General features: G+C 44.0%; 16 protein-coding genes and 1 pseudogene. 2 read left to right on the forward strand and 15 right to left on the reverse strand.

Going from position 1 to position 17,385, the window contains the following annotated elements; genetic code table 11:
- Positions 1-750, forward strand: coding sequence for a hypothetical protein (locus tag ONT18_RS13350; RefSeq protein ID WP_264906062.1), 750 nt, complete (start codon positions 1-3; stop codon positions 748-750).
- Positions 751-823: 73 nt separating this feature from the next.
- On the opposite strand, the gene ONT18_RS13355 is transcribed toward ONT18_RS13350, so the two are convergent.
- The 3 genes from ONT18_RS13355 to ONT18_RS13365 are packed head-to-tail and all read right to left on the reverse strand — an operon-like array spanning position 824 to position 2,802.
- A complete protein-coding gene (locus ONT18_RS13355) occupies positions 824-1,444 on the reverse strand; it encodes a radical SAM protein (RefSeq protein WP_089545399.1) in 621 nt (206 codons plus the stop codon).
- Position 1,445: 1 nt separating this feature from the next.
- A complete protein-coding gene (locus tag ONT18_RS13360) occupies positions 1,446-2,255 on the reverse strand; it encodes an energy transducer TonB (RefSeq protein WP_203051445.1) in 810 nt (269 codons plus the stop codon).
- A gap of 4 nt (positions 2,256-2,259) precedes the next feature.
- Positions 2,260-2,802 (reverse strand): hypothetical protein, encoded by a 543-nt coding sequence (locus ONT18_RS13365; protein WP_117663760.1) that lies wholly within the window; start codon positions 2,800-2,802, stop codon positions 2,260-2,262.
- A gap of 114 nt (positions 2,803-2,916) precedes the next feature.
- On the opposite strand from ONT18_RS13365, the gene ONT18_RS13370 reads away from it, so the two are divergent.
- Entirely contained in the window at positions 2,917-3,588 is a 672-nt protein-coding gene (locus tag ONT18_RS13370) for a helix-turn-helix domain-containing protein (protein WP_238405851.1), read from the forward strand.
- An 84-nt stretch (positions 3,589-3,672) separates the two neighbouring features.
- Here ONT18_RS13370 and ONT18_RS13375 read toward each other — a convergent pair whose 3' ends face one another.
- The 12 genes and pseudogenes from ONT18_RS13375 to ONT18_RS13430 form a co-directional block, all read right to left on the reverse strand.
- Complete coding sequence (locus ONT18_RS13375) at positions 3,673-4,350, reverse strand: carboxypeptidase-like regulatory domain-containing protein (protein WP_089545430.1); 678 nt, start codon at positions 4,348-4,350, stop codon at positions 3,673-3,675.
- Positions 4,351-4,670: 320 nt separating this feature from the next.
- On the reverse strand, positions 4,671-5,459 hold the full coding sequence (locus ONT18_RS13380; protein WP_142990668.1) for a hypothetical protein: 789 nt from the start codon (positions 5,457-5,459) through the stop codon (positions 4,671-4,673).
- Positions 5,460-5,614: 155 nt separating this feature from the next.
- A pseudogene (locus ONT18_RS13385) lies at positions 5,615-6,058 on the reverse strand (dehydrogenase); the annotation flags it as partial.
- A gap of 897 nt (positions 6,059-6,955) precedes the next feature.
- Positions 6,956-7,456: a pyruvate ferredoxin oxidoreductase gene (locus ONT18_RS13390; RefSeq protein WP_117695302.1), complete on the reverse strand. Its 501-nt coding sequence runs from the start codon at positions 7,454-7,456 to the stop codon at positions 6,956-6,958.
- Positions 7,446-7,961, reverse strand: coding sequence for an RNA polymerase sigma factor (locus ONT18_RS13395; protein ID WP_006849202.1), 516 nt, complete (start codon positions 7,959-7,961; stop codon positions 7,446-7,448). Before ONT18_RS13395 ends, ONT18_RS13390 begins: the two co-directional genes overlap by 11 nt.
- 120 nt (positions 7,962-8,081) lie before the next feature.
- Complete coding sequence (gene argB, locus ONT18_RS13400) at positions 8,082-8,852, reverse strand: acetylglutamate kinase (RefSeq protein ID WP_264906079.1); 771 nt, start codon at positions 8,850-8,852, stop codon at positions 8,082-8,084.
- An 81-nt stretch (positions 8,853-8,933) separates the two neighbouring features.
- Positions 8,934-10,826 carry a biosynthetic arginine decarboxylase gene (gene speA / locus ONT18_RS13405; protein WP_118153557.1) on the reverse strand — a complete coding sequence of 631 codons (1,893 nt, stop codon included), beginning with the start codon at positions 10,824-10,826 and terminating at the stop codon, positions 8,934-8,936.
- Positions 10,827-10,896: 70 nt separating this feature from the next.
- Complete coding sequence (locus tag ONT18_RS13410) at positions 10,897-11,424, reverse strand: shikimate kinase (protein WP_264906081.1); 528 nt, start codon at positions 11,422-11,424, stop codon at positions 10,897-10,899.
- Between the two features lie 31 nt (positions 11,425-11,455).
- Positions 11,456-13,786 (reverse strand): type I DNA topoisomerase, encoded by a 2,331-nt coding sequence (gene topA / locus ONT18_RS13415; RefSeq protein WP_117695295.1) that lies wholly within the window; start codon positions 13,784-13,786, stop codon positions 11,456-11,458.
- Between the two features lie 125 nt (positions 13,787-13,911).
- A complete protein-coding gene (locus ONT18_RS13420) occupies positions 13,912-14,439 on the reverse strand; it encodes an NUDIX hydrolase (protein ID WP_006849196.1) in 528 nt (175 codons plus the stop codon).
- Between the two features lie 118 nt (positions 14,440-14,557).
- Complete coding sequence (locus tag ONT18_RS13425) at positions 14,558-16,012, reverse strand: sialate O-acetylesterase (protein WP_264906085.1); 1,455 nt, start codon at positions 16,010-16,012, stop codon at positions 14,558-14,560.
- Positions 16,013-16,193: 181 nt separating this feature from the next.
- The gene (locus ONT18_RS13430; protein ID WP_022120778.1) at positions 16,194-17,372 is read right to left on the reverse strand and encodes a TlpA disulfide reductase family protein; all 1,179 of its coding nucleotides are present in this window, start codon (positions 17,370-17,372) and stop codon (positions 16,194-16,196) included.
- Positions 17,373-17,385: the final 13 nt, after the last annotated feature.

Consider the following 17,385-nt stretch of genomic DNA (forward strand, 5'->3'; position numbering starts at 1 on the left):
ATGAAAGAAGAACTATTGGAAGCCATCTACGGCACAGTTGAGAGATTGGAGCAGAAAGTCGATGAACTTTCTGTCTCCACAAAGAACGCAGGAGTGGAAACCGTTCCTGCAAGTAATGATATAACCAAGTTGGATAAGTCAATCAATGCGATGTTTATCAAAGAAGAGGAAGTCAGAGGTAAAATATCCAAATTAAGAGATGCCATTATCGTTTTTGCTGACCTTATTAAGGTTGAACTTGGCAAAAATGAGCAGCGAAGCAAGTTCTTGGTTGATGCAGTCAAGCAGATGATACAAGGGAATGATGTTTCCTCAAAGGCATTACAAGATAAACTTGAAGTGATGAACAAATCACCTCAAAAGAAGGTTGTAACCCATCGCTTCGAGCCAACCTCAAAGAATGTTCTTCTTTTCATTGGCGGCTTGGCTCTATCTCTCGTTCTCTCCATTTGGGGCAACCTCACCCAATGGCGAGAGCACCAAGATTGGGAGGAGGCAGACTTGAAGTATAGAGCTTTGAAGATGGTTCTGTCTGCTGATGACCCAAACATCTTATATATAGAGAAGCACTTCTCTGTAAACAGAGACGAAAATGTCATAGACTATGTCAAAAATCGTGTTGCAGCTTACGAAGATTCTGTTCTCAAATACAATGAAATGGTACGGATGGCTGCATACAAAGACAGTGTAGCTAATGAACTTCGCAGAGAGTCTAATAGCATAAAACGTACTATTAAAAATTACCAATAATTTTTATCCAATACCCCAATGAGATGGAATTTACATTCAAATCCATTTCATTGGGACATATAATTAAAACTGTTTATTTGTTTCTAATAACATATTCAAATTCATCAAAATTCTCATATCCTAATTCTATTAAGACTTGGCGACTGTGTTTCCTGTCATCTTCGGTGTTGAACTTGGGGATTATGGGGAGACGAAGGATGATCTTGTCTTTATGTTTGGCATGAGTGTTGAGCCAGACAAGGTTGTCGATAACTTGCCGGTTGGGCTTACCAGTGTAGGCTTGATAGATGGCAGGATTCATGTCCTTGATGTCGATGATAAAGGAGTCAATGTATGGGGTGACTTTCTCCAAGTGATGGCGAGGTACGTTTAGACTCGTCTCCATCGTAAAGTGCCATCCCTCTGGGCATAGTTCACAAAACTCCTTTATGAATGAACTCCACAGAAGCGGTTCTCCTCCGCCAAAACAGATGCCGCCTCCTGTAGCTAAGAAGTAGAGGTTGTCCATCTCCACGTTCGCCATCAGCAGTTCTGTATCCACCTCCTGCCATACGCCGTCAGCATCAAGGCATTGGGGATTGAGACAGTACTTGCAATGAAGAGGACAACCATGAAATGCTACGAGCGTAGTAACCCCCTCACCGTCAATTGTAAGGCGATGACGGTCGATACAGATAAGTGGAGCTGTATTCATCTTATTCAGGTCTGAAATTTACAGAAACAACATATTTCATTTTCACAGCTTTGCCATTTTGTTTTGCAGGATTCCATTTTGGCATACTTTTCACAACCCTAATGGCTTCCTTGTCAAGTTCAGGGCTAATGCTTCTAATTACCTTTATATCACTCAAACTTCCGTCCTCGTTTACAATAAAGACAACATGAACTCTGCCCATAGCAGCACCTTCCCTACAAATTTCTGGATAGCGTAGATTATCCTTGATGTATTTCATCAATGCAGCCATACCACCTGGGAATGAAGGCATCTCCTCTACAACACCAAATATATTGCTGTTTTCTATGGAGTCTGTATCAACAGCTGATTGCATTAAAGCGGTATTGCCTTTTTTTGATTTCTTGGATGTGGTACCTTTCCTATCATTTGAAGTTCGCTCTTTTGTTATTTCCATTCGAGGATTTCTTGGAATCTCTCCTAATTTTCTATTTTCTTCTTCTGCATATTTAGCCTCATCACTAAACAAGGGTAGCTTGTAGGCATTTGCTGTAATGAAGTTGAAAATAATATTTTTGACCTTATATAGAATTTGTTTCCAGTTCATATTTTGAATACTCCCAGAGGCGAGCATTAAATATTTTCTATTTGGCTCAAAATCTATATCACAAGCCCAATCATCATCAGATTCATCATAAAATTTTGAACCTGTCAAATAAATGCAATATCCTTCTTCAGATTCAAAAAGTCCAAAATTGAACGCGACAATATCAGATGGCAATATTGTCTCATCATTGATTTGCTGAATCCAATGTCTTATTTCCTCTTCCATATAATCACTCCCCTCCACAATACACAGGCATAAATTCCAACCCTAAATCAAGCTTATTTTTTCGTATGCTTTTACGAACTTCATCAGATACGATGATATCATTTATAGCTGGCTGTGAATTAAAGACCTTTAAATCTTTTACCTTATTATAGTCAAGCTTCAATTTTATAACAGAATCTGTCCCTTCAACATATAAAGTATTTTTAGTATCTATGACATCAAAAATCTTTTTAAAATGCATAATATAGTACGTTTGTTCGCCATATATTTCACTTATAGCTCTAACCGGTAAAAATTCAACGTCATTACTAATACCTATAAAAGACTGCAATAAGTCTTTCAAATCTTGATTAACCATATTGGCTCCACCTACACATAACTGAAATGGTCTATAAATTCCGTCTTTTAATTCAACAACAAGAGACTCCCAATTTTTGACTTCTTGTCCATCGACCGCTATAGGATATGGCCAACTTTTAGGAGAATATAGCACTCCTCCTTTTTTGTCGTTCCCTTTGACTATAAATCTATAAAATTTTGCATTCATATTCATTCCAATTTAAAATATTACAAATATACGTATTAATAAGTAAGTGATCTAAATTATTTATATATATCAGTACTAATATGGTTAATTTTCTGTTTTATTGAAAAAAGAATTATGAAACCAATAAAAGTACTTGAATTATCAGAGGTTGATCGCCTCAAATTAGAGAAAGGCTATCATAATGGCCCTACTCATAGTTTTCGTATCAGATGCAAATCCATATTGCTGAAGTCAGAAGGTAAATCAGCTCCCCAAATAGCAGAAATGCTTGAGGTAACAGTACCTACTGTCTACGCATGGGTCAAACGTTATGAAGAAAATGGCATCAAAGGCTTGGAGACACGTCCTGGTCAGGGACGAAAGCCTATTATGGATTGTTCTGATGAAGAAGCAGTCCGCATGGCAATTGAGGAAGACCGTCAGAGTGTGTCCAAAGCACGTGAAGCATGGCAGAATGCGACTGGTAAAGAAACCAGTGACATTACTTTCAAACGTTTTTTAGAAACATTTGTGCGAGATATCTCCTTCCAATTGTCTGTCTCCAGGTTTAGGCTCTTCTTTTTTCACTATATTAAGTTCACTTTTAGTAGCATCCGAAGATATTCTTTGTACCTTTCCATCCGAACAAGCTGTCATAGCGACAAGTCCTGCTGCTATGCCTGCTACCTTAATGGCTTTTCCAGCCATTTGTCTGAGGTGCAGCTCATATTCCAAGTCTCTTACATCTTGCTCACATTTAGGGCAAGTTCCCATACATTCACCCTTATAATTACATTCTTCAGGTGAATAGTCTATCCCATTGGCATCCGCTATTTGCTTGCGGATTGCTTTGAGGGTATTGCATATGTTACGTCCTCTTGTTACCATTGCTTATTTTCTTTTATGCTTATGTCCTTTTTTTACAACAACTATTTCTCCAGTGAGTCCTCCACTTTCTGTCAAAGTGATAACATTGAGCTTTTCGAGGTTCATTTCAGAGAGTTTGATAATTCTGTCTTGCATACCAATGAACTTAATGGTGATGGTGTCTCCTTGCTCCACTTCAATGGTGAAGTTTCCGTCAATATCTGCTGCCGTTTTCTTTCCAGAAAGTTTAGCTGTGATGAAAGCTGTACAAATCGGTTCTTTTGTTTTTTCGTCAATGATATGCCCTTGGACAAAAAGTACTCCTTTCTTATTCAATGTTTCTCTTTCTTTTAGCAGGATGGAGTCTTTGGATGTATATTCCTGGAAGTGAATCGGAATAACTTTCTTTGGTAGTGGAGGGGTAGAGTTGTAATATCCTTTTTGTGTAGAGCACGACATAATAGATGTTGCAAGAGCTGTCATTTCCAATGCTACCCCTACGACCTTTATAGTCTTTCCTGCTTTCTTCCTAAGTCGCAATTCATGTTCCAAATTTTTCACATCTTTCTCACATTTTGGGCAAGTACCCTTGCATTCACCATTGAAATGACATTCTTCGGGTGAATAGTCAATCCCATTTGCATCCGCTATCTGCTTGCGGATAGCTTTGAGAGTGTTGCAAATATAACGTCCTCTTGCCATAGTTTATTTTTTTTATGCTTATGTCCTTTTTTGATAACAACAATTTCACCCATGAGTCCTCCACTTTCTGTCAAAGTGATGACATTGAGTTTTTCGAAATTCATTTCAGAGAGTTTGATGATTCTGTCTCGCATACCAATGAACTTTATGGTGATTGTATCTTTTGGCTCCACTTCAATTGTGAAGTTTCCATCAATGTCTGCTGCCGTTTTCTTTCTAGAAAGTTTAGCTGTGATGGAAACTTTAACATAAAGCCCTAAAGCACCCGAAAGCGAATAAGAGAATGAATTTTGAAGCGACCCTTTTAATATGAAGAAAACTTAAAAATGCTGAGCAGCTGCCCAAACTAACTCCACCTTTGTTACCTGCGGATAAGCTTCCTTATATTTATCTGTCAAATCCCAGAAGAAAAGCGAGCCTTCTTTTGGTTTCAAATAGAAATTCTCCAAAGTTCCGCCTTTACCATCTCCAACCTCGAAATAAAGTATACTGTGATCTTCATTATACGTAGTAGTATAATACCCATCCACCAACACCTTTCCACCAGCAAGGAACTGGATTCGGGATACTGTAAATACATCACCACGGCTCTTGAATTTAACAGCTTCATAAGGCTTACTTGCTATCGCATCCGATGCTATCACCAAAGAATCTTCCTTGGAAACACCCTCCACCTTACAATATTTTTGATAACCACTAAATACTTGTGTAGTCTTCCATAACGTCTCAACATCCTTGACTTCCACGGCAAGTTTTGCCTCATTACCATCTTCATCAGTCACTGTAACAATAGCCTTTCCCACAGCGATAGCAGACAAGCTAATACGCTCATCCTTACCATACTGCCCCGTCTCATGGATGCAAGTTACAGTGACTACTTTCTCATCAGAAGACTGTGCCGAAATCTTGCCCTTGGCTCCTTGCACATTCACGCGGGCACCCTGGGTGGTATATATGACAAGGCTATTGCCCTTGATACCCACTTGTTTGCCTGTGTTAATATCACCAATGATTTCATCCTGTGTGAGTTGAATACCATCATCATCGCTACACCCTACCATCAAGAGAGCGACGAAAGCCATTGCCAAAAAGTAAATCTTTGCTTTCATAAACTGTTGTTTTTATGAGTTATACATGATAGGCGCTTTGCCCATCCTCTATTTATAAAACATTATTCTCCCCCCATTATTGCATTCTTCTTCCTATTATCTTTCTTTATTTAACACACTTTTACGCAAAAATATAAGAAACGCCTGTTTTGTTTCTATACTATCGGCAGACTTATTCCGTTGATCTTCTGATAAATATCTAAGGCATAGATATCCGTCATGCCGCTGATGTAATCCAATACTGCCATGATTCGCTCTTCCAGACTTTCCAACCAAATATCGTACTGGCTGCTTACCCGGCGCAGAAGCTGCTTGGAGTAGAAACGGGACGGGTTGACGGCGGCATCGATGAATACCTCCATCAGCGTAGCCATGATCTTGTAACCCGAAAGCTCGATGTCGAGAACGGGCTTGCTGGCATAAATCTTCTTTCTCGAAACCTGGGTGCAGGTGATGTAGGCATTGCGCTCGTGCTCCGAGATGTGGTCGATGAGGGCTCCCTCGAAGGTGCCGGCAAGAATCTCTTCCTCGTGGTCGAGGAATGCCTTTACGCATTCGTTCTCCAGTTTGCCTATTACGCAGGCTCTCTCTTCTATCACCAGCCCTCTGTTCTGGAGCAAGGCAACCTGTTCATCTACGTTTATAGGTTGTTTGTCGTAATCCATATACCCTTTATAAAAAGCGAAGTTCCACCGTGGTACGCATCGTTGAGAGGCGTGGTGGGATTTGTTGCTGCAAACAATACTCTTTTTTATTGGAAACTCCAAATATTTTCTTCAAAATCTGCTTGTCAAATATGGATTTTAACGTAAAAAGTTCTAATTTCCAAGTTTTTCTCCTTGTAAGCTATGCGAGATTTAGAAAAATATCGTATCTTTGTCCCCGAATTAAGGCGTTCTTTGCATATTGCAAAATACAGAAACGAGCAGAAGTCCGCTCGTTTCCATATTGTTACCTATATAATATAGGCAAACGCCCAACTTCTTGATTTTCAATCAAAGTCCAATTTAGAGCGAGTTAGTTTTTTTAACAAAAGGGGCAAAGGGTTAACAGGTTAACAGTTAACAGCTGTTTTTTGCATCCTCCCCTCTCCCATACCTTATAAATATATATACTTATTATTATATGTGAGTGAGGGGAAAGTAGGCATTTTGGGCTGTTAACTGTTAACTCTGTTAACCCCCATCTGGGAAAATAGCCTTTCAGATGCTTCTTGACAATAGGTTAAGTGGCTTATATTGAGCCTAGTAAGTGGCATCAATGATGACCGGAAGGAGGCTTAAATGAAGCCTTGCAGTGGCGATAAATTGAGCCACTTGTGTATCCTTTATCATACGCTTGCGTGCAAAATATATAAAATAAGTAAGGGCTGCCAGTACATCCTGGCAGCCCTATTACGTTAGTATGTTATGAAAAATTTGAGAGAATTGAAACTTCACAGCTTCAGAATTGTTTTACTAAACATGATTTTTTTATAGAGAAAGCATAGAAATAATCTACTTTAATAACGTTGGAGACGTTGTTGGAGTGCTTACCTGATCGATGCCTGTGCGTTGCATAGAATCAACCGAAGCAGAATCTCCCATGGCTACGGACACGCCCTTGCCACTCTTGATGTATCCTACGTTTTCAACAGAATCATTGCCATTGTTCTGGAAAGGAACCTGAACTGCATTGCCCAATGTCAGGATGATAGCTACCACGGCAGCAGCCTTGAAGAGAGGCTTCAAGCGCTCTGTCAATGAAACGACCTTTGCCTTGTTAGGCTTCTTGGTGTATTCATCCTCAATCATCGCCATCATCTTCTGGTCGAAGTCATCACCCAGCGCCTCTTGCTTAGCCTCGCCCATCTCGTAAGAGAAGAGCGCTTGGTATGGCTTCAGCTCGGCAGGCAACTCGTCCTGGCTGAAGAATGCGCGGAGTATCTCCTCTTCTTCGAGAGAAGTCTCGCCCTTCCAGTAGCGATCCAAAAGTTGGTTGATGTACTTATAATCCATATCTGTCGAATTGTTGAAATCTTTGTTTGACTGTTTGACGAGCCCTGAAGATGTTCACTTTGACCTGGTCTTCCGTGATGCTGAGGATGTCTGCTATCTCCTTGTAGGATTTTCCTTCGATATCTCGAAGCTGCAGACAGCTGCGCTGCTTTTCAGGCAACTCGTCGATAATATTCTTTACGATGTTCAGTTTGTCTTTCTGAATCATCCTTTCGGAGGGGGTGGAAGTGTTTTCGTCTAACCTTTCTGTATTCTGCTCTTCCAACGAATCATTCTGATTTTCCATCTTCTTGATGCGGTCGAGCGAGAGGTTGCGGGCGATGGTGAGGCTGTATGCCTCGATGGAGTCAAGCTCCTGCCATCTGTCGCGGGCGTTCCAGACCTTAATCAGCGTATCCTGCACAACGTCTTCCGCTTCCTCCCGGTTGAGAGTAATGCGAAGGGCCAGCCTAAAGAGTTTGTTCTTCAGCGGCAAAACATCGTTCTGGAAACTGATTTCTTTCATCCCTCTATAATTAATGACGACTATGTTATAAGAAAGTTACAACCAATCTTGATTTATTTCTATTTTTAACTCTTGTTAAGAAAAAAGGTGATGAATTCTTCACTCTTCACTCTTCGTTCTTCACTTAATCACCGTTCCGTGCTTTCCGTCGATGGCGGTAGCAAGGGTGATAATCACCTCTTTCACACCAGCATTGATGGCTGCAAGGGCATTCTCCAACTTAGGAATCATGCCGCCTGCCACGGTACCATCTGCTTTATATCTCTCAAAATCGGCATGGGTAATCACAGGAATCACGCTGTCGTCATCCTCAGGATTACTGAGCACGCCTTTCTTTTCAAAACTATATATCAATGTCACATCGTAGTAAGGAGCCAGAGCCTTGGCAGTCTCGCTGGCTATAGTGTCGGCATTGGTGTTGAGGATATTGCCCTTGCCGTCATGGGTCAATGGGGCCATCACTGGAGTAATGCCTTCATTAATAAGGGTCTGGAGCATCTTGCCGTTGGCACGCTCTACATCGCCCACGAATCCGAAGTCGATACCGTCCTTCAACGGACGCTTGTGACTGTGGATTACGTCCATATCAGCACCGGTCAGACCGAGAGCATTCACGCCGTTAGCCTGGAGTTTGGCAACCAGGTTCTTGTTGACCAGACCGCCATAAACCATTGTTACCACTTCCAGCATGTCTGCATCGGTGATACGGCGGCCGTTCACCATCTTGCTCTCGATGCCGAGGGCTGCGGCTACCTTAGTGGCACGGCGGCCACCGCCATGTACCAATACTTTCTTGCCAGGAATGGCTGCGAAATCCTTCAAGAGCTGTGCCAGCTGCTCGCTGTCTTCAACGATGGCACCGCCTACCTTTACTACTGTTACTTTTTCCATCTTTAAGTTTAGTTTATAGTTAATAGTTAATAGTTTATAGGGCAATCTTGCTGTAAACTATTAACTATCAACTGTTAATTCTTACTGAAGATATGTGTATCCGAAGAGACCATTTCTATAGGTGCCCAGGAATTCCTTGCCCTCATCGAGCGAAATCTTGCCTTCCTTCACACTCTTGGTTACCCACTGCTCCAACTGGCGGACGAGCTTCTTCGGATTGTACTGTACGTAATCCAATACCTCCTCTACGGTCTCGCCGTCGAATATCTGGTCGATGCTATATTTGCCGTCCTTTACAGAGATGTGGGCAGCATTGGTGTCGCCGAAGAGATTGTGCATGTCGCCCAGAATCTCCTGGTAGGCACCAACGAGGAATACACCGAGATAATATGGCTCGTTCTTCTTCAATGGATGAAGAGGAAGAACGTTGCCGATATGTCCGTCGGTAACGAAGTTGGCAATCTTTCCGTCGCTGTCGCAGGTGATGTCCTGCAAGGTAGCGTTGCGGGTAGGACGCTCGTTCAGACGCTGGATAGGCATGATAGGGAAGAGCTGGTCGATAGCCCAACTGTCTGGCAGGCTCTGGAACAGAGAGAAGTTGCAGAAATACTTGTCGGCAAGAATCTTATCCAATCCTCTGAGCTCCTCAGGTACATGCTTCATGTGCTTGGCAAGATTGTTGATCTCGTGGCACACGCTCCAGTACATTGCCTCAATCTCTGCACGGGTCTTCAGATCTACGATGCCGTGAGAGAAGAGCTGCAAGGCCTCTTCGCGAATCTGTTCGGCATCATGCCAGTCTTCCAGCATGTTGCGAGGATTCAGGTTGTCCCATATCTCATAAAGATCCTTCACCAGCTGGTGGTCAGTCTCCTTCGCCTCAAACTCCTCTGGCATTTCTGGCAGGGAAGCTGTCTCCAAGACATCGATGACCAGGACAGAATGATGGGCAGAGAGCGAGCGGCCGCTCTCGGTGATGAGGTTAGGGTGCTCGATATTGCTCTTGTTGGCTGCATCTACGAATGTATAGACACAGTCGTTCACATACTCCTGGATAGAGTAGTTTACGGAACTCTCGCTGCTTGAAGAGCGGGTGCCATCGTAATCTACACCGAGTCCGCCACCGCAATCTACGAAATCTACATTGTAGCCCATCTTGTGGAGGCTAATATAGAACTGGGCTGCCTCACGGAGAGCAGTCTGAATGCGGCGAATCTTGGTAATCTGACTTCCGATATGGAAGTGGATAAGGCGCAGACAGTCGTGGAATCCCATCTCGTCTATCTTCTTGAGGGCTGTGAGCAGTTCTGCGCTGGTCAAACCGAACTTAGATGCATCGCCGCCGCTTTCAGCCCATTTGCCTGAACCTGAAGAAGCCAGTTTAATGCGGATACCGATGTTTGGCTTTACGTTGAGCTTTTTGGCTACCTTTTCGATGATATCCAGCTCATTGAGCTTTTCTACTACGATAAAGATGCGCTTGCCCATCTTCTGAGCCAGCAAGGCAAGTTCGATGTAGCTCTCGTCCTTGTAGCCGTTGCAGATGATGAGCGAGTCGCTCTGTGCCTGTACGGCGATGACGGCGTGGAGTTCAGGCTTAGAGCCAGCCTCCAGTCCGAGGTTGAACTTCTTGCCGTGAGAGATAATCTCCTCAACGACCGGCTGCATCTGGTTCACCTTAATAGGATAGATGACAAAGTTTTCTCCCTTGTATCCATACTCTTCCTTTGCCTTTTGAAAACAGCTGGCTGTCTTCTCGATGCGGTTGTCGAGGATGTCTGGGAAACGGAGCAGTACGGGAGCGTTGATGTCGCGTAATGCCAACTCGTCCATGATGTCGCGCAGGTCTATCTGTGTGTTGTCCTTGCATGGAGTTACATAGACATCACCCTTGTCGTTGATGCCAAAGTAAGAAGTACCCCAACCACAGATGTTGTAGAGCTCCTTCGAGTCTTCAATAGTCCATTTCTTCATTTTCTAATCTTGCTTGCTGGAAATCAGTTTTGTTTGTTACCTTTATTATATATTACTTTATTAGATACGGCTATATGTTCAGCAGGTCTCTGATCTGCTGAACAATAGCGTTGATTTTATCATAATTGTCCATCACGTTGATATCAATGATGTGTTTTGCCTTCTCGTAGTAAGGCTCTCGAAGTTTCAGCTGCTCATGGATAAACCTGTCTACCTCTTCCGGTGTTTTGTTGAGCAGCAGAGGGCGTACGCCTTTGCCCATCTTCAGATGAGCGTGAAGGGTTTCTGGAGATGCCTTCAGGTAAAACGTTTCGCCAAGTTGGTTCATGTAGTCCATATTATCGAAGAAACATGGTGTTCCTCCTCCGCAACTTACCACTACATTTTCAAACTCTGCCACTTCGTGTAGCATATTGTGCTCTATCTTGCGAAATCCCTCTTCTCCAACTTCGTCGAAGATCTGTTTAACGGTCTTGCGCATTCGGCTCTCGATATACCAGTCGAGATCGTAGAACATAACGCCAAGGTCTTTGGCGAGGGCTTTGCCGACCGTTGTCTTGCCGGCGCCCATGTATCCTATGATGATGATTGACTTCATTTTCTTCTGTTTCTATGTCAATGAGGCATGTTTATGATTTCTTTCTGCCTCTAGCCTTTGGTTCTGGAGCAGCTTTGATAATTTCCATACACTCCTCGTATGTAAGCTCCTCTGCACTCTCATGTTTTGCCTTTGGAATGCGGTAATTCTTGCCGTCGTAAGCAATGTATGGACCATACTTGCCATTGAGAATTTCCATCTTATCGTCCTCATCGAAGACTTTGAGATGACGCTTCTCTTCGGCTTCGCGCTTTTCCTTGATCAGTTCGATGGCTCTGTCCAGTGTGATGGTCAGCGGATCATCCTCCTTTGGAATAGAAACATACTTGCGGTTATGGAGGATGTAAGGGCCGTAGCGACCAGAGCCAACTGTTACAGTAATTCCTTCATAATCACCGAGTTCTCTTGGCAGCTTGAAGAGTTCCAAAGCCTCTTCCAGGGTGATGGTTTCTATGCTCTTGTCTGATGGCAACTGGGCAAACTGAGGCTTGTCCTTATCCTCAGCAGAACCAATCTGTACCACTGGTCCAAAACGGCCAATCTTGACGAATACTGGCTTTCCTGTCTTTGGATCATTTCCGAGATTGCGCTCGCCGGCTTTGTGCTGGTTGCGGGCTTCCAGGACTTCCTTCACTTCAGGCTCAAAGCCCTTGTCGAAATCCTTCATCCAGTTGGTCCATTCGGTCTTTCCTTCTGCAATATCATCAAACTTCTTCTCTACGTCTGCCGTAAAGTTGTAGTTCATGATGTTCGGGAAGTTCTCCATCAGGAAATCGTTTACTACGATGCCGATATCAGTAGGCAGAAGTTTGCCCTTTTCAGATCCTGCCATCTCTTTCTTCAACTTCTGGGTTATCTTGATGCCCTTCAGAGAATCTATGGTAAATGTGCGCTCTTCACCCGTCTTGTCACCCTTTACCACGTATTGACGCTGCTGGATGGTACTGATGGTTGGAGCATAAGTAGATGGACGGCCGATGCCGAGATCTTCCAGTTTCTTCACCAGACTGGCCTCGGTGTATCTTGCAGGAGCCAGAGAATACTTCTCTGTAGCAAGGATTTCTCTGCGCTGCAATTCATCGCCTTCTTTCAGGGCAGGAAGAATGTGGGAAGAATCCTCAGCATGCTCTTCATCGTCGGTTGACTCAAGATAAACCTTGAGGAAACCATCGAATGAAACAACCTCGCCAGTAGCAACAAACTTTTCGCTTGTGTTGCCGATATTGATGTTGATGGTTGTCTTTTCGAGTTGTGCGTCAGCCATCTGAGATGCGATGGTACGCTTCCAAATGAGTTCGTAAAGGCGCTTCTCCTGAGCGGTTCCTTCGATGGTTGGTTCATTCATATATGTAGGACGGATAGCCTCGTGCGCTTCCTGTGCACCCTTTGAACTGGTGTGGTAGGCACGAGTCTGGCTGTATTCCTTGCCATATTCTCTGATAATCTCATCTTTGCTGGCGTTGGAACAGAGCGTAGAGAGGTTTACGCTATCGGTTCGCATGTAAGTGATGCGTCCGCTTTCGTAAAGTTTCTGGGCTATCATCATGGTCTGTACAACGGTGAAACCAAGCTTGCGTGCTGCCTCCTGTTGCAGAGTAGAAGTAGTGAAAGGTGGTGCAGGAGAACGCTTTAAAGGCTTCTTGGTTACAGATTCAACCATAAACTTAGCGTCTTTACACTTCTCAAGGAAAGCTTCAACCTCTTCGTGGGTATTGAAACGCTGGTCCAGTTCTGCCTTTACCTCTGTTGCATTGCCGCTGTCGCTGATCAGGGCGAAAATAGCGGTAACGCGATAGTATGGAACACTCTGGAACTTCTGGATTTCACGCTCACGTTCTACTATCAGACGGACAGCAACACTCTGTACACGACCTGCAGAAAGGGCTGGCTTAACCTTTCTCCACAAGATAGGAGAAAGCTTGAAACCTACCAGTCGGTCGAGTACACGACGAGCCTGCTGGGCATTCACCAGGTTCATGTCCAGATGGCGTGGGTTCTTGATTGCGTCAAGAATAGCCTGTTTGGTAATCTCGTGGAAGACAATACGGTTTGTCTTCTCCTCATCCAATCCCAGTACTTCGCAAAGGTGCCAGCTGATGGCTTCTCCCTCGCGGTCCTCATCGGATGCTAACCAGATTTTCTTGGCTTTCTTCGCATTCGTTTTCAATTCTGTAACGAGTTTTTTCTTTTCCTCTGGAATCTCATAATCAGGTTCCATGGTTTTCTCGTTTATACTAAGTTCCTTCTTCTTCAGGTCACGGATATGACCGTAAGAAGACATAACCTTATAGTCCTTACCTAAAAACTCTTCGATCTTTTTAGCCTTCGCAGGGCTCTCGACGATTACTAAATTCTCTTGCATAAGCTTATACACAATTTTTTTCGGTTGGCAAAAGTAAGTAAACTTTTTGCTTATACCTTATTATATGGTGTTTTTTTTGGTTTTTTTAATGTTTGGGAGCCATATTTGGCTGTATTGAACCCTTTTTACCCCAATTTTGTTTCCAAATAACGATGGAGCCCCTTGCGTATGGAATCGAATGCAAACTCATCAGGATTGAGTCTGCTCAATGGTATCCAGAATGATTCTTCTGCATCGTCCATTGCTTCTATATGAGTGTCGTCTTTCACCTTCACTTCATAGAACATATCGAGGGTATGAACCATGAAACCTGAGTAAAGGTAGAGATTTGGGTAGCTGAACTGATACTTAACCTCAGTTGCATCCAGTCCGGTTTCCTCTTTTACCTCTCTTGCCATACCTTCTTCACCTGTTTCATCCATGTCAACAAAACCGCCTGGCAAATCGAGTGCCCCCTTGGCTGGGTCTTTCTTGCGCCTTACTGCCAGGAGCTCTTCCTTACTGTTGAGTATGAGAGCTACCGTAGCACTGCTTGGATTGAGGTAATAAGAGAATCCGCAGTCCTTACACTTCTTGCTCTTGATGTTGTTGATTTCGAAATGATTAGAGCCGCAAACCGGGCAAAACTGAAACTTATCTAATACGTGACTCATATTATGATTAATGTATAATGATTGATGTTTAATGGAAAAGAATTTATCTTCATGTTATAATTGAAAAGCGGCCGGTCTTTGACTGCTGAACAAAGATCGGCCGCTGGTTATCTGATATTTACCAATTATCTGTACGGAATGGGAAGAGAGGCAGGTTGCCTGCATTTGCCATATTGCCGAGCTGGAAGTTGCGGAAACAGTAGCGAAGGGCTACTGGTTTCTTTACCTCAGGACTGGTTACGATGACGCACTCATTCCAAGGATCGTTGCCTTCCTGCCAGAAGTGCTTGGCTGTAGCCTTATGGAATACCTTATCCTCGCCTGCAACTTCGAAACCTTCGATACCTTCAAAGCGGTTGTAGGCTCCGTAGGTATTGTCGAAGTGAACTTTCACGGTGTCCCCAACAATCTTCATCTCCTTGAAGGTCATGCTCTCGCTGAAGAGTCCCTTCATGCCATAGGTCTTGCTGAGTGCCTGGAGTGCAAGACGTTCGCCTACAGGCTGTTTCTGACATGGATGAATCTGCTCAACCTCGTATGGGTAAACCAGGTCTTCGGTACAGACGATGCCGCTGTTTGGAATCACCTTGGCTGCATTGAACTGCTGTTCACGGAGCTTAGGTCCCCAATCGCCATTTACGTCGCCATTATGATAAGGTGCAATCTGTACGAAATAGAATGGCAGTTCGCCCTGCTTGAAGTCTCTGCGCCACTGGGCAACGAGGTCGGCAAGACGTTTGGTATACTGGCCGTCCGGGTCGCCCACGTTCGAACATCCCTGATAGAAGAGAATACCCTTTACGCTATAGTTGAGGATAGGGTGGAAAGTTCCGTTACCCCAGAGAAGAGGGTAGAGGAAATCCCACTTAAACTTAGGGCTCTTGGTCATCTTTGCAGAGTCGAGATCTTCCTTGGTGTTCTTCTTCAGGTAGTCGCGGTCGAGCCAGCTTTCTACACGGCTTCCACCCTTGTTTGCCATGACCAGACCTACCGGAATATCAAGAGTCTTGTTTATAACCTGTGCAAAGAAGTATCCTGTAGCAGATGCATCGCCTACGGTTTCCGGGTTAACCTCCTTCCATTCGCAGTTGGCATCATCTAACGGCTTACTGCTCATTACGCTAGGAATCTTTACGTAATGTACGCCTTTGTACTGGTTTGCTTCGAGCACCGCCTTGTTGTAACCTTCTACAGGGCAGTTGCCGAATCCTTTTACAGGCATCTCCATGTTGCTCTGACCTGCACAAACCCATACTTCTCCTGCCAGCACATTGTTGAGAGTGGTCTTTTCGCCATCATCGAAAGTGATGGAGAGTGGGGTGTAGCTCGCCTTCGGGGTTTGTACTTTGATAGCCCATTTGCCATCCTTTCCGGTCTTGGCAGAATATTTCTGCCCAGACCATGAGGTGGTTACCTCTACTGTGGTTCCTGGTTTGTCCCATCCCCAGAGGCTAGCCTCTGTGTTTTGCAGTAAAATCATGTTGTCACCCAAGATGTGTGGCAACTTTACTTTAGCCTGCGCTCCTGTTGTGATAAGTGCCAAGGCTGCCATTGCTAAAAATTTCTTATTCATTTTTTAGGGTTTAAAAGTTTATCGTTTTTTGTTCTTAAGTTCCTTGTATGGTTTGTATTCTGATATTGCCATCTATGTTATCTTGAAAGCAGATACAGAACTGACGTTAAAGAATAAGAGTTAGAAGCTGGAAGATGAAAAGCCGAAACTGTTCTCTCCAAACTTCTAACTCTTGGTTATCTTAAAGAAGGTTCTTGATGGCTGCCTCTATGTCCTTAATCTGTGCATCACGTGCCTGCAGGGTGTTGGTGCGGTCAATCAGGAAGAAGGTAGGAATGCTCTGGACATTGTAGAGAGCCAGACTCTTGCCCTGAATGCCATCTTCATCGCGTACGCAAATCCAAGGGATGGCAGCGGTAGAGGTCTTCCAGAAGTGCTCGTCAGGGTCTACTGATACCTGATAAATCTCCAGTCCGGCAGCATGATACTTGTTGTAGAGTTCACGCAACATCATGATGCGCTTGGTGCTCTCTTTGCTGGCGAAGAGATGGAAGTCGAGCAGTACCACCTTGCCCTTGAGGTCGGAGAGACGGCGTACCTGTCCCTTGTTGTCCTGAAGTGCAAGTTCGATGCATCCGTTTACGCTCACCTTGCTGGCCTCAATCTGCTGCTGTGCCATCTGGTTCTCGATGATGCGGATGTCCTTCATTCCCTCGATGGCGATATTGTGGAGGTTCTTGCCACGCTCAGCGCCAGGATAGTAGGTATCCCAACTGGTTGCTACAGCAGCAAATACCTTCACGTCGTCTTTGTTGTTGCGAGGGTTGAAGATAAGTGTATTCACATTGCCCAACTGTACCGTTTGGAAGAGCGCATAGTAAGCGTATGCCTTCATTGGCTCCTTGAAGATGTAGTTGGTCTTGATGTCCTGTTTGTAAGCCTGGAGCATGCGGCCTACGATGGATTCGATAGAATCGTTGCCGATGTTAGGATCTTTCACGAGCCCGTTGATATTGCTCTGGAGAGTCATCTGCTTAAGAGACAACTCCTTGATCTTGTTGCAGTTTTCAGAACCTTCCACTTCGTATTTGAAGCTCATCTGCGGATAAGCCGCCTTTACCTTGACGGTTTCTGTAGAATCGATGGAAAGATTGATGGTTTGATTGGCGATGCGTAAGCGGTAGAACTCTGGGGTAACAGAGTCCATGGCAGCCTCGTCGAAGGCAAAGGCACCATCCTCGCCCAGTTTCACAGAGTCGATTTTCACAGGACCGTTCAGGCTGATGTTCTCCAGATAGAGCATAGAGTCCTGAGCCTCTGTGATATTGCCGTTGATGTGGAATTTCTTGTTGTTACAAGAAGTCAAAGCCAGTGCAGCTACCATAATCGCTGCCACTGAAAAGAGTCTAGTTATCTTCATGAATTTTATTATT

The organism is Segatella copri (genome assembly GCF_026015295.1).
In the GTDB taxonomy this organism is placed as follows: Bacteria; Bacteroidota; Bacteroidia; order Bacteroidales; family Bacteroidaceae; genus Prevotella; species Prevotella copri_C.

What these genes read in the sequence shown, in the direction of transcription:
- ONT18_RS13390 (WP_117695302.1), bottom strand. Translation starts at nt 7,456, where the DNA reads ATGGATTATAAGTACATCAACCAACTTTTGGATCGCTACTGGAAGGGC.
- ONT18_RS13355 (WP_089545399.1), bottom strand. Translation starts at nt 1,444, where the DNA reads ATGAATACAGCTCCACTTATCTGTATCGACCGTCATCGCCTTACAATT.
- ONT18_RS13360 (WP_203051445.1), bottom strand. Translation starts at nt 2,255, where the DNA reads ATGGAAGAGGAAATAAGACATTGGATTCAGCAAATCAATGATGAGACA.
- ONT18_RS13425 (WP_264906085.1), bottom strand. Translation starts at nt 16,012, where the DNA reads ATGAATAAGAAATTTTTAGCAATGGCAGCCTTGGCACTTATCACAACA.
- speA (WP_118153557.1), bottom strand. Translation starts at nt 10,826, where the DNA reads ATGAAGAAATGGACTATTGAAGACTCGAAGGAGCTCTACAACATCTGT.
- topA (WP_117695295.1), bottom strand. Translation starts at nt 13,786, where the DNA reads ATGCAAGAGAATTTAGTAATCGTCGAGAGCCCTGCGAAGGCTAAAAAG.
- ONT18_RS13365 (WP_117663760.1), bottom strand. Translation starts at nt 2,802, where the DNA reads ATGAATGCAAAATTTTATAGATTTATAGTCAAAGGGAACGACAAAAAA.
- ONT18_RS13395 (WP_006849202.1), bottom strand. Translation starts at nt 7,961, where the DNA reads ATGAAAGAAATCAGTTTCCAGAACGATGTTTTGCCGCTGAAGAACAAA.
- ONT18_RS13420 (WP_006849196.1), bottom strand. Translation starts at nt 14,439, where the DNA reads ATGAGTCACGTATTAGATAAGTTTCAGTTTTGCCCGGTTTGCGGCTCT.
- argB (WP_264906079.1), bottom strand. Translation starts at nt 8,852, where the DNA reads ATGGAAAAAGTAACAGTAGTAAAGGTAGGCGGTGCCATCGTTGAAGAC.
- ONT18_RS13350 (WP_264906062.1), top strand. Translation starts at nt 1, where the DNA reads ATGAAAGAAGAACTATTGGAAGCCATCTACGGCACAGTTGAGAGATTG.
- ONT18_RS13375 (WP_089545430.1), bottom strand. Translation starts at nt 4,350, where the DNA reads ATGGCAAGAGGACGTTATATTTGCAACACTCTCAAAGCTATCCGCAAG.
- ONT18_RS13370 (WP_238405851.1), top strand. Translation starts at nt 2,917, where the DNA reads ATGAAACCAATAAAAGTACTTGAATTATCAGAGGTTGATCGCCTCAAA.
- ONT18_RS13430 (WP_022120778.1), bottom strand. Translation starts at nt 17,372, where the DNA reads ATGAAGATAACTAGACTCTTTTCAGTGGCAGCGATTATGGTAGCTGCA.
- ONT18_RS13410 (WP_264906081.1), bottom strand. Translation starts at nt 11,424, where the DNA reads ATGAAGTCAATCATCATCATAGGATACATGGGCGCCGGCAAGACAACG.
- ONT18_RS13380 (WP_142990668.1), bottom strand. Translation starts at nt 5,459, where the DNA reads ATGAAAGCAAAGATTTACTTTTTGGCAATGGCTTTCGTCGCTCTCTTG.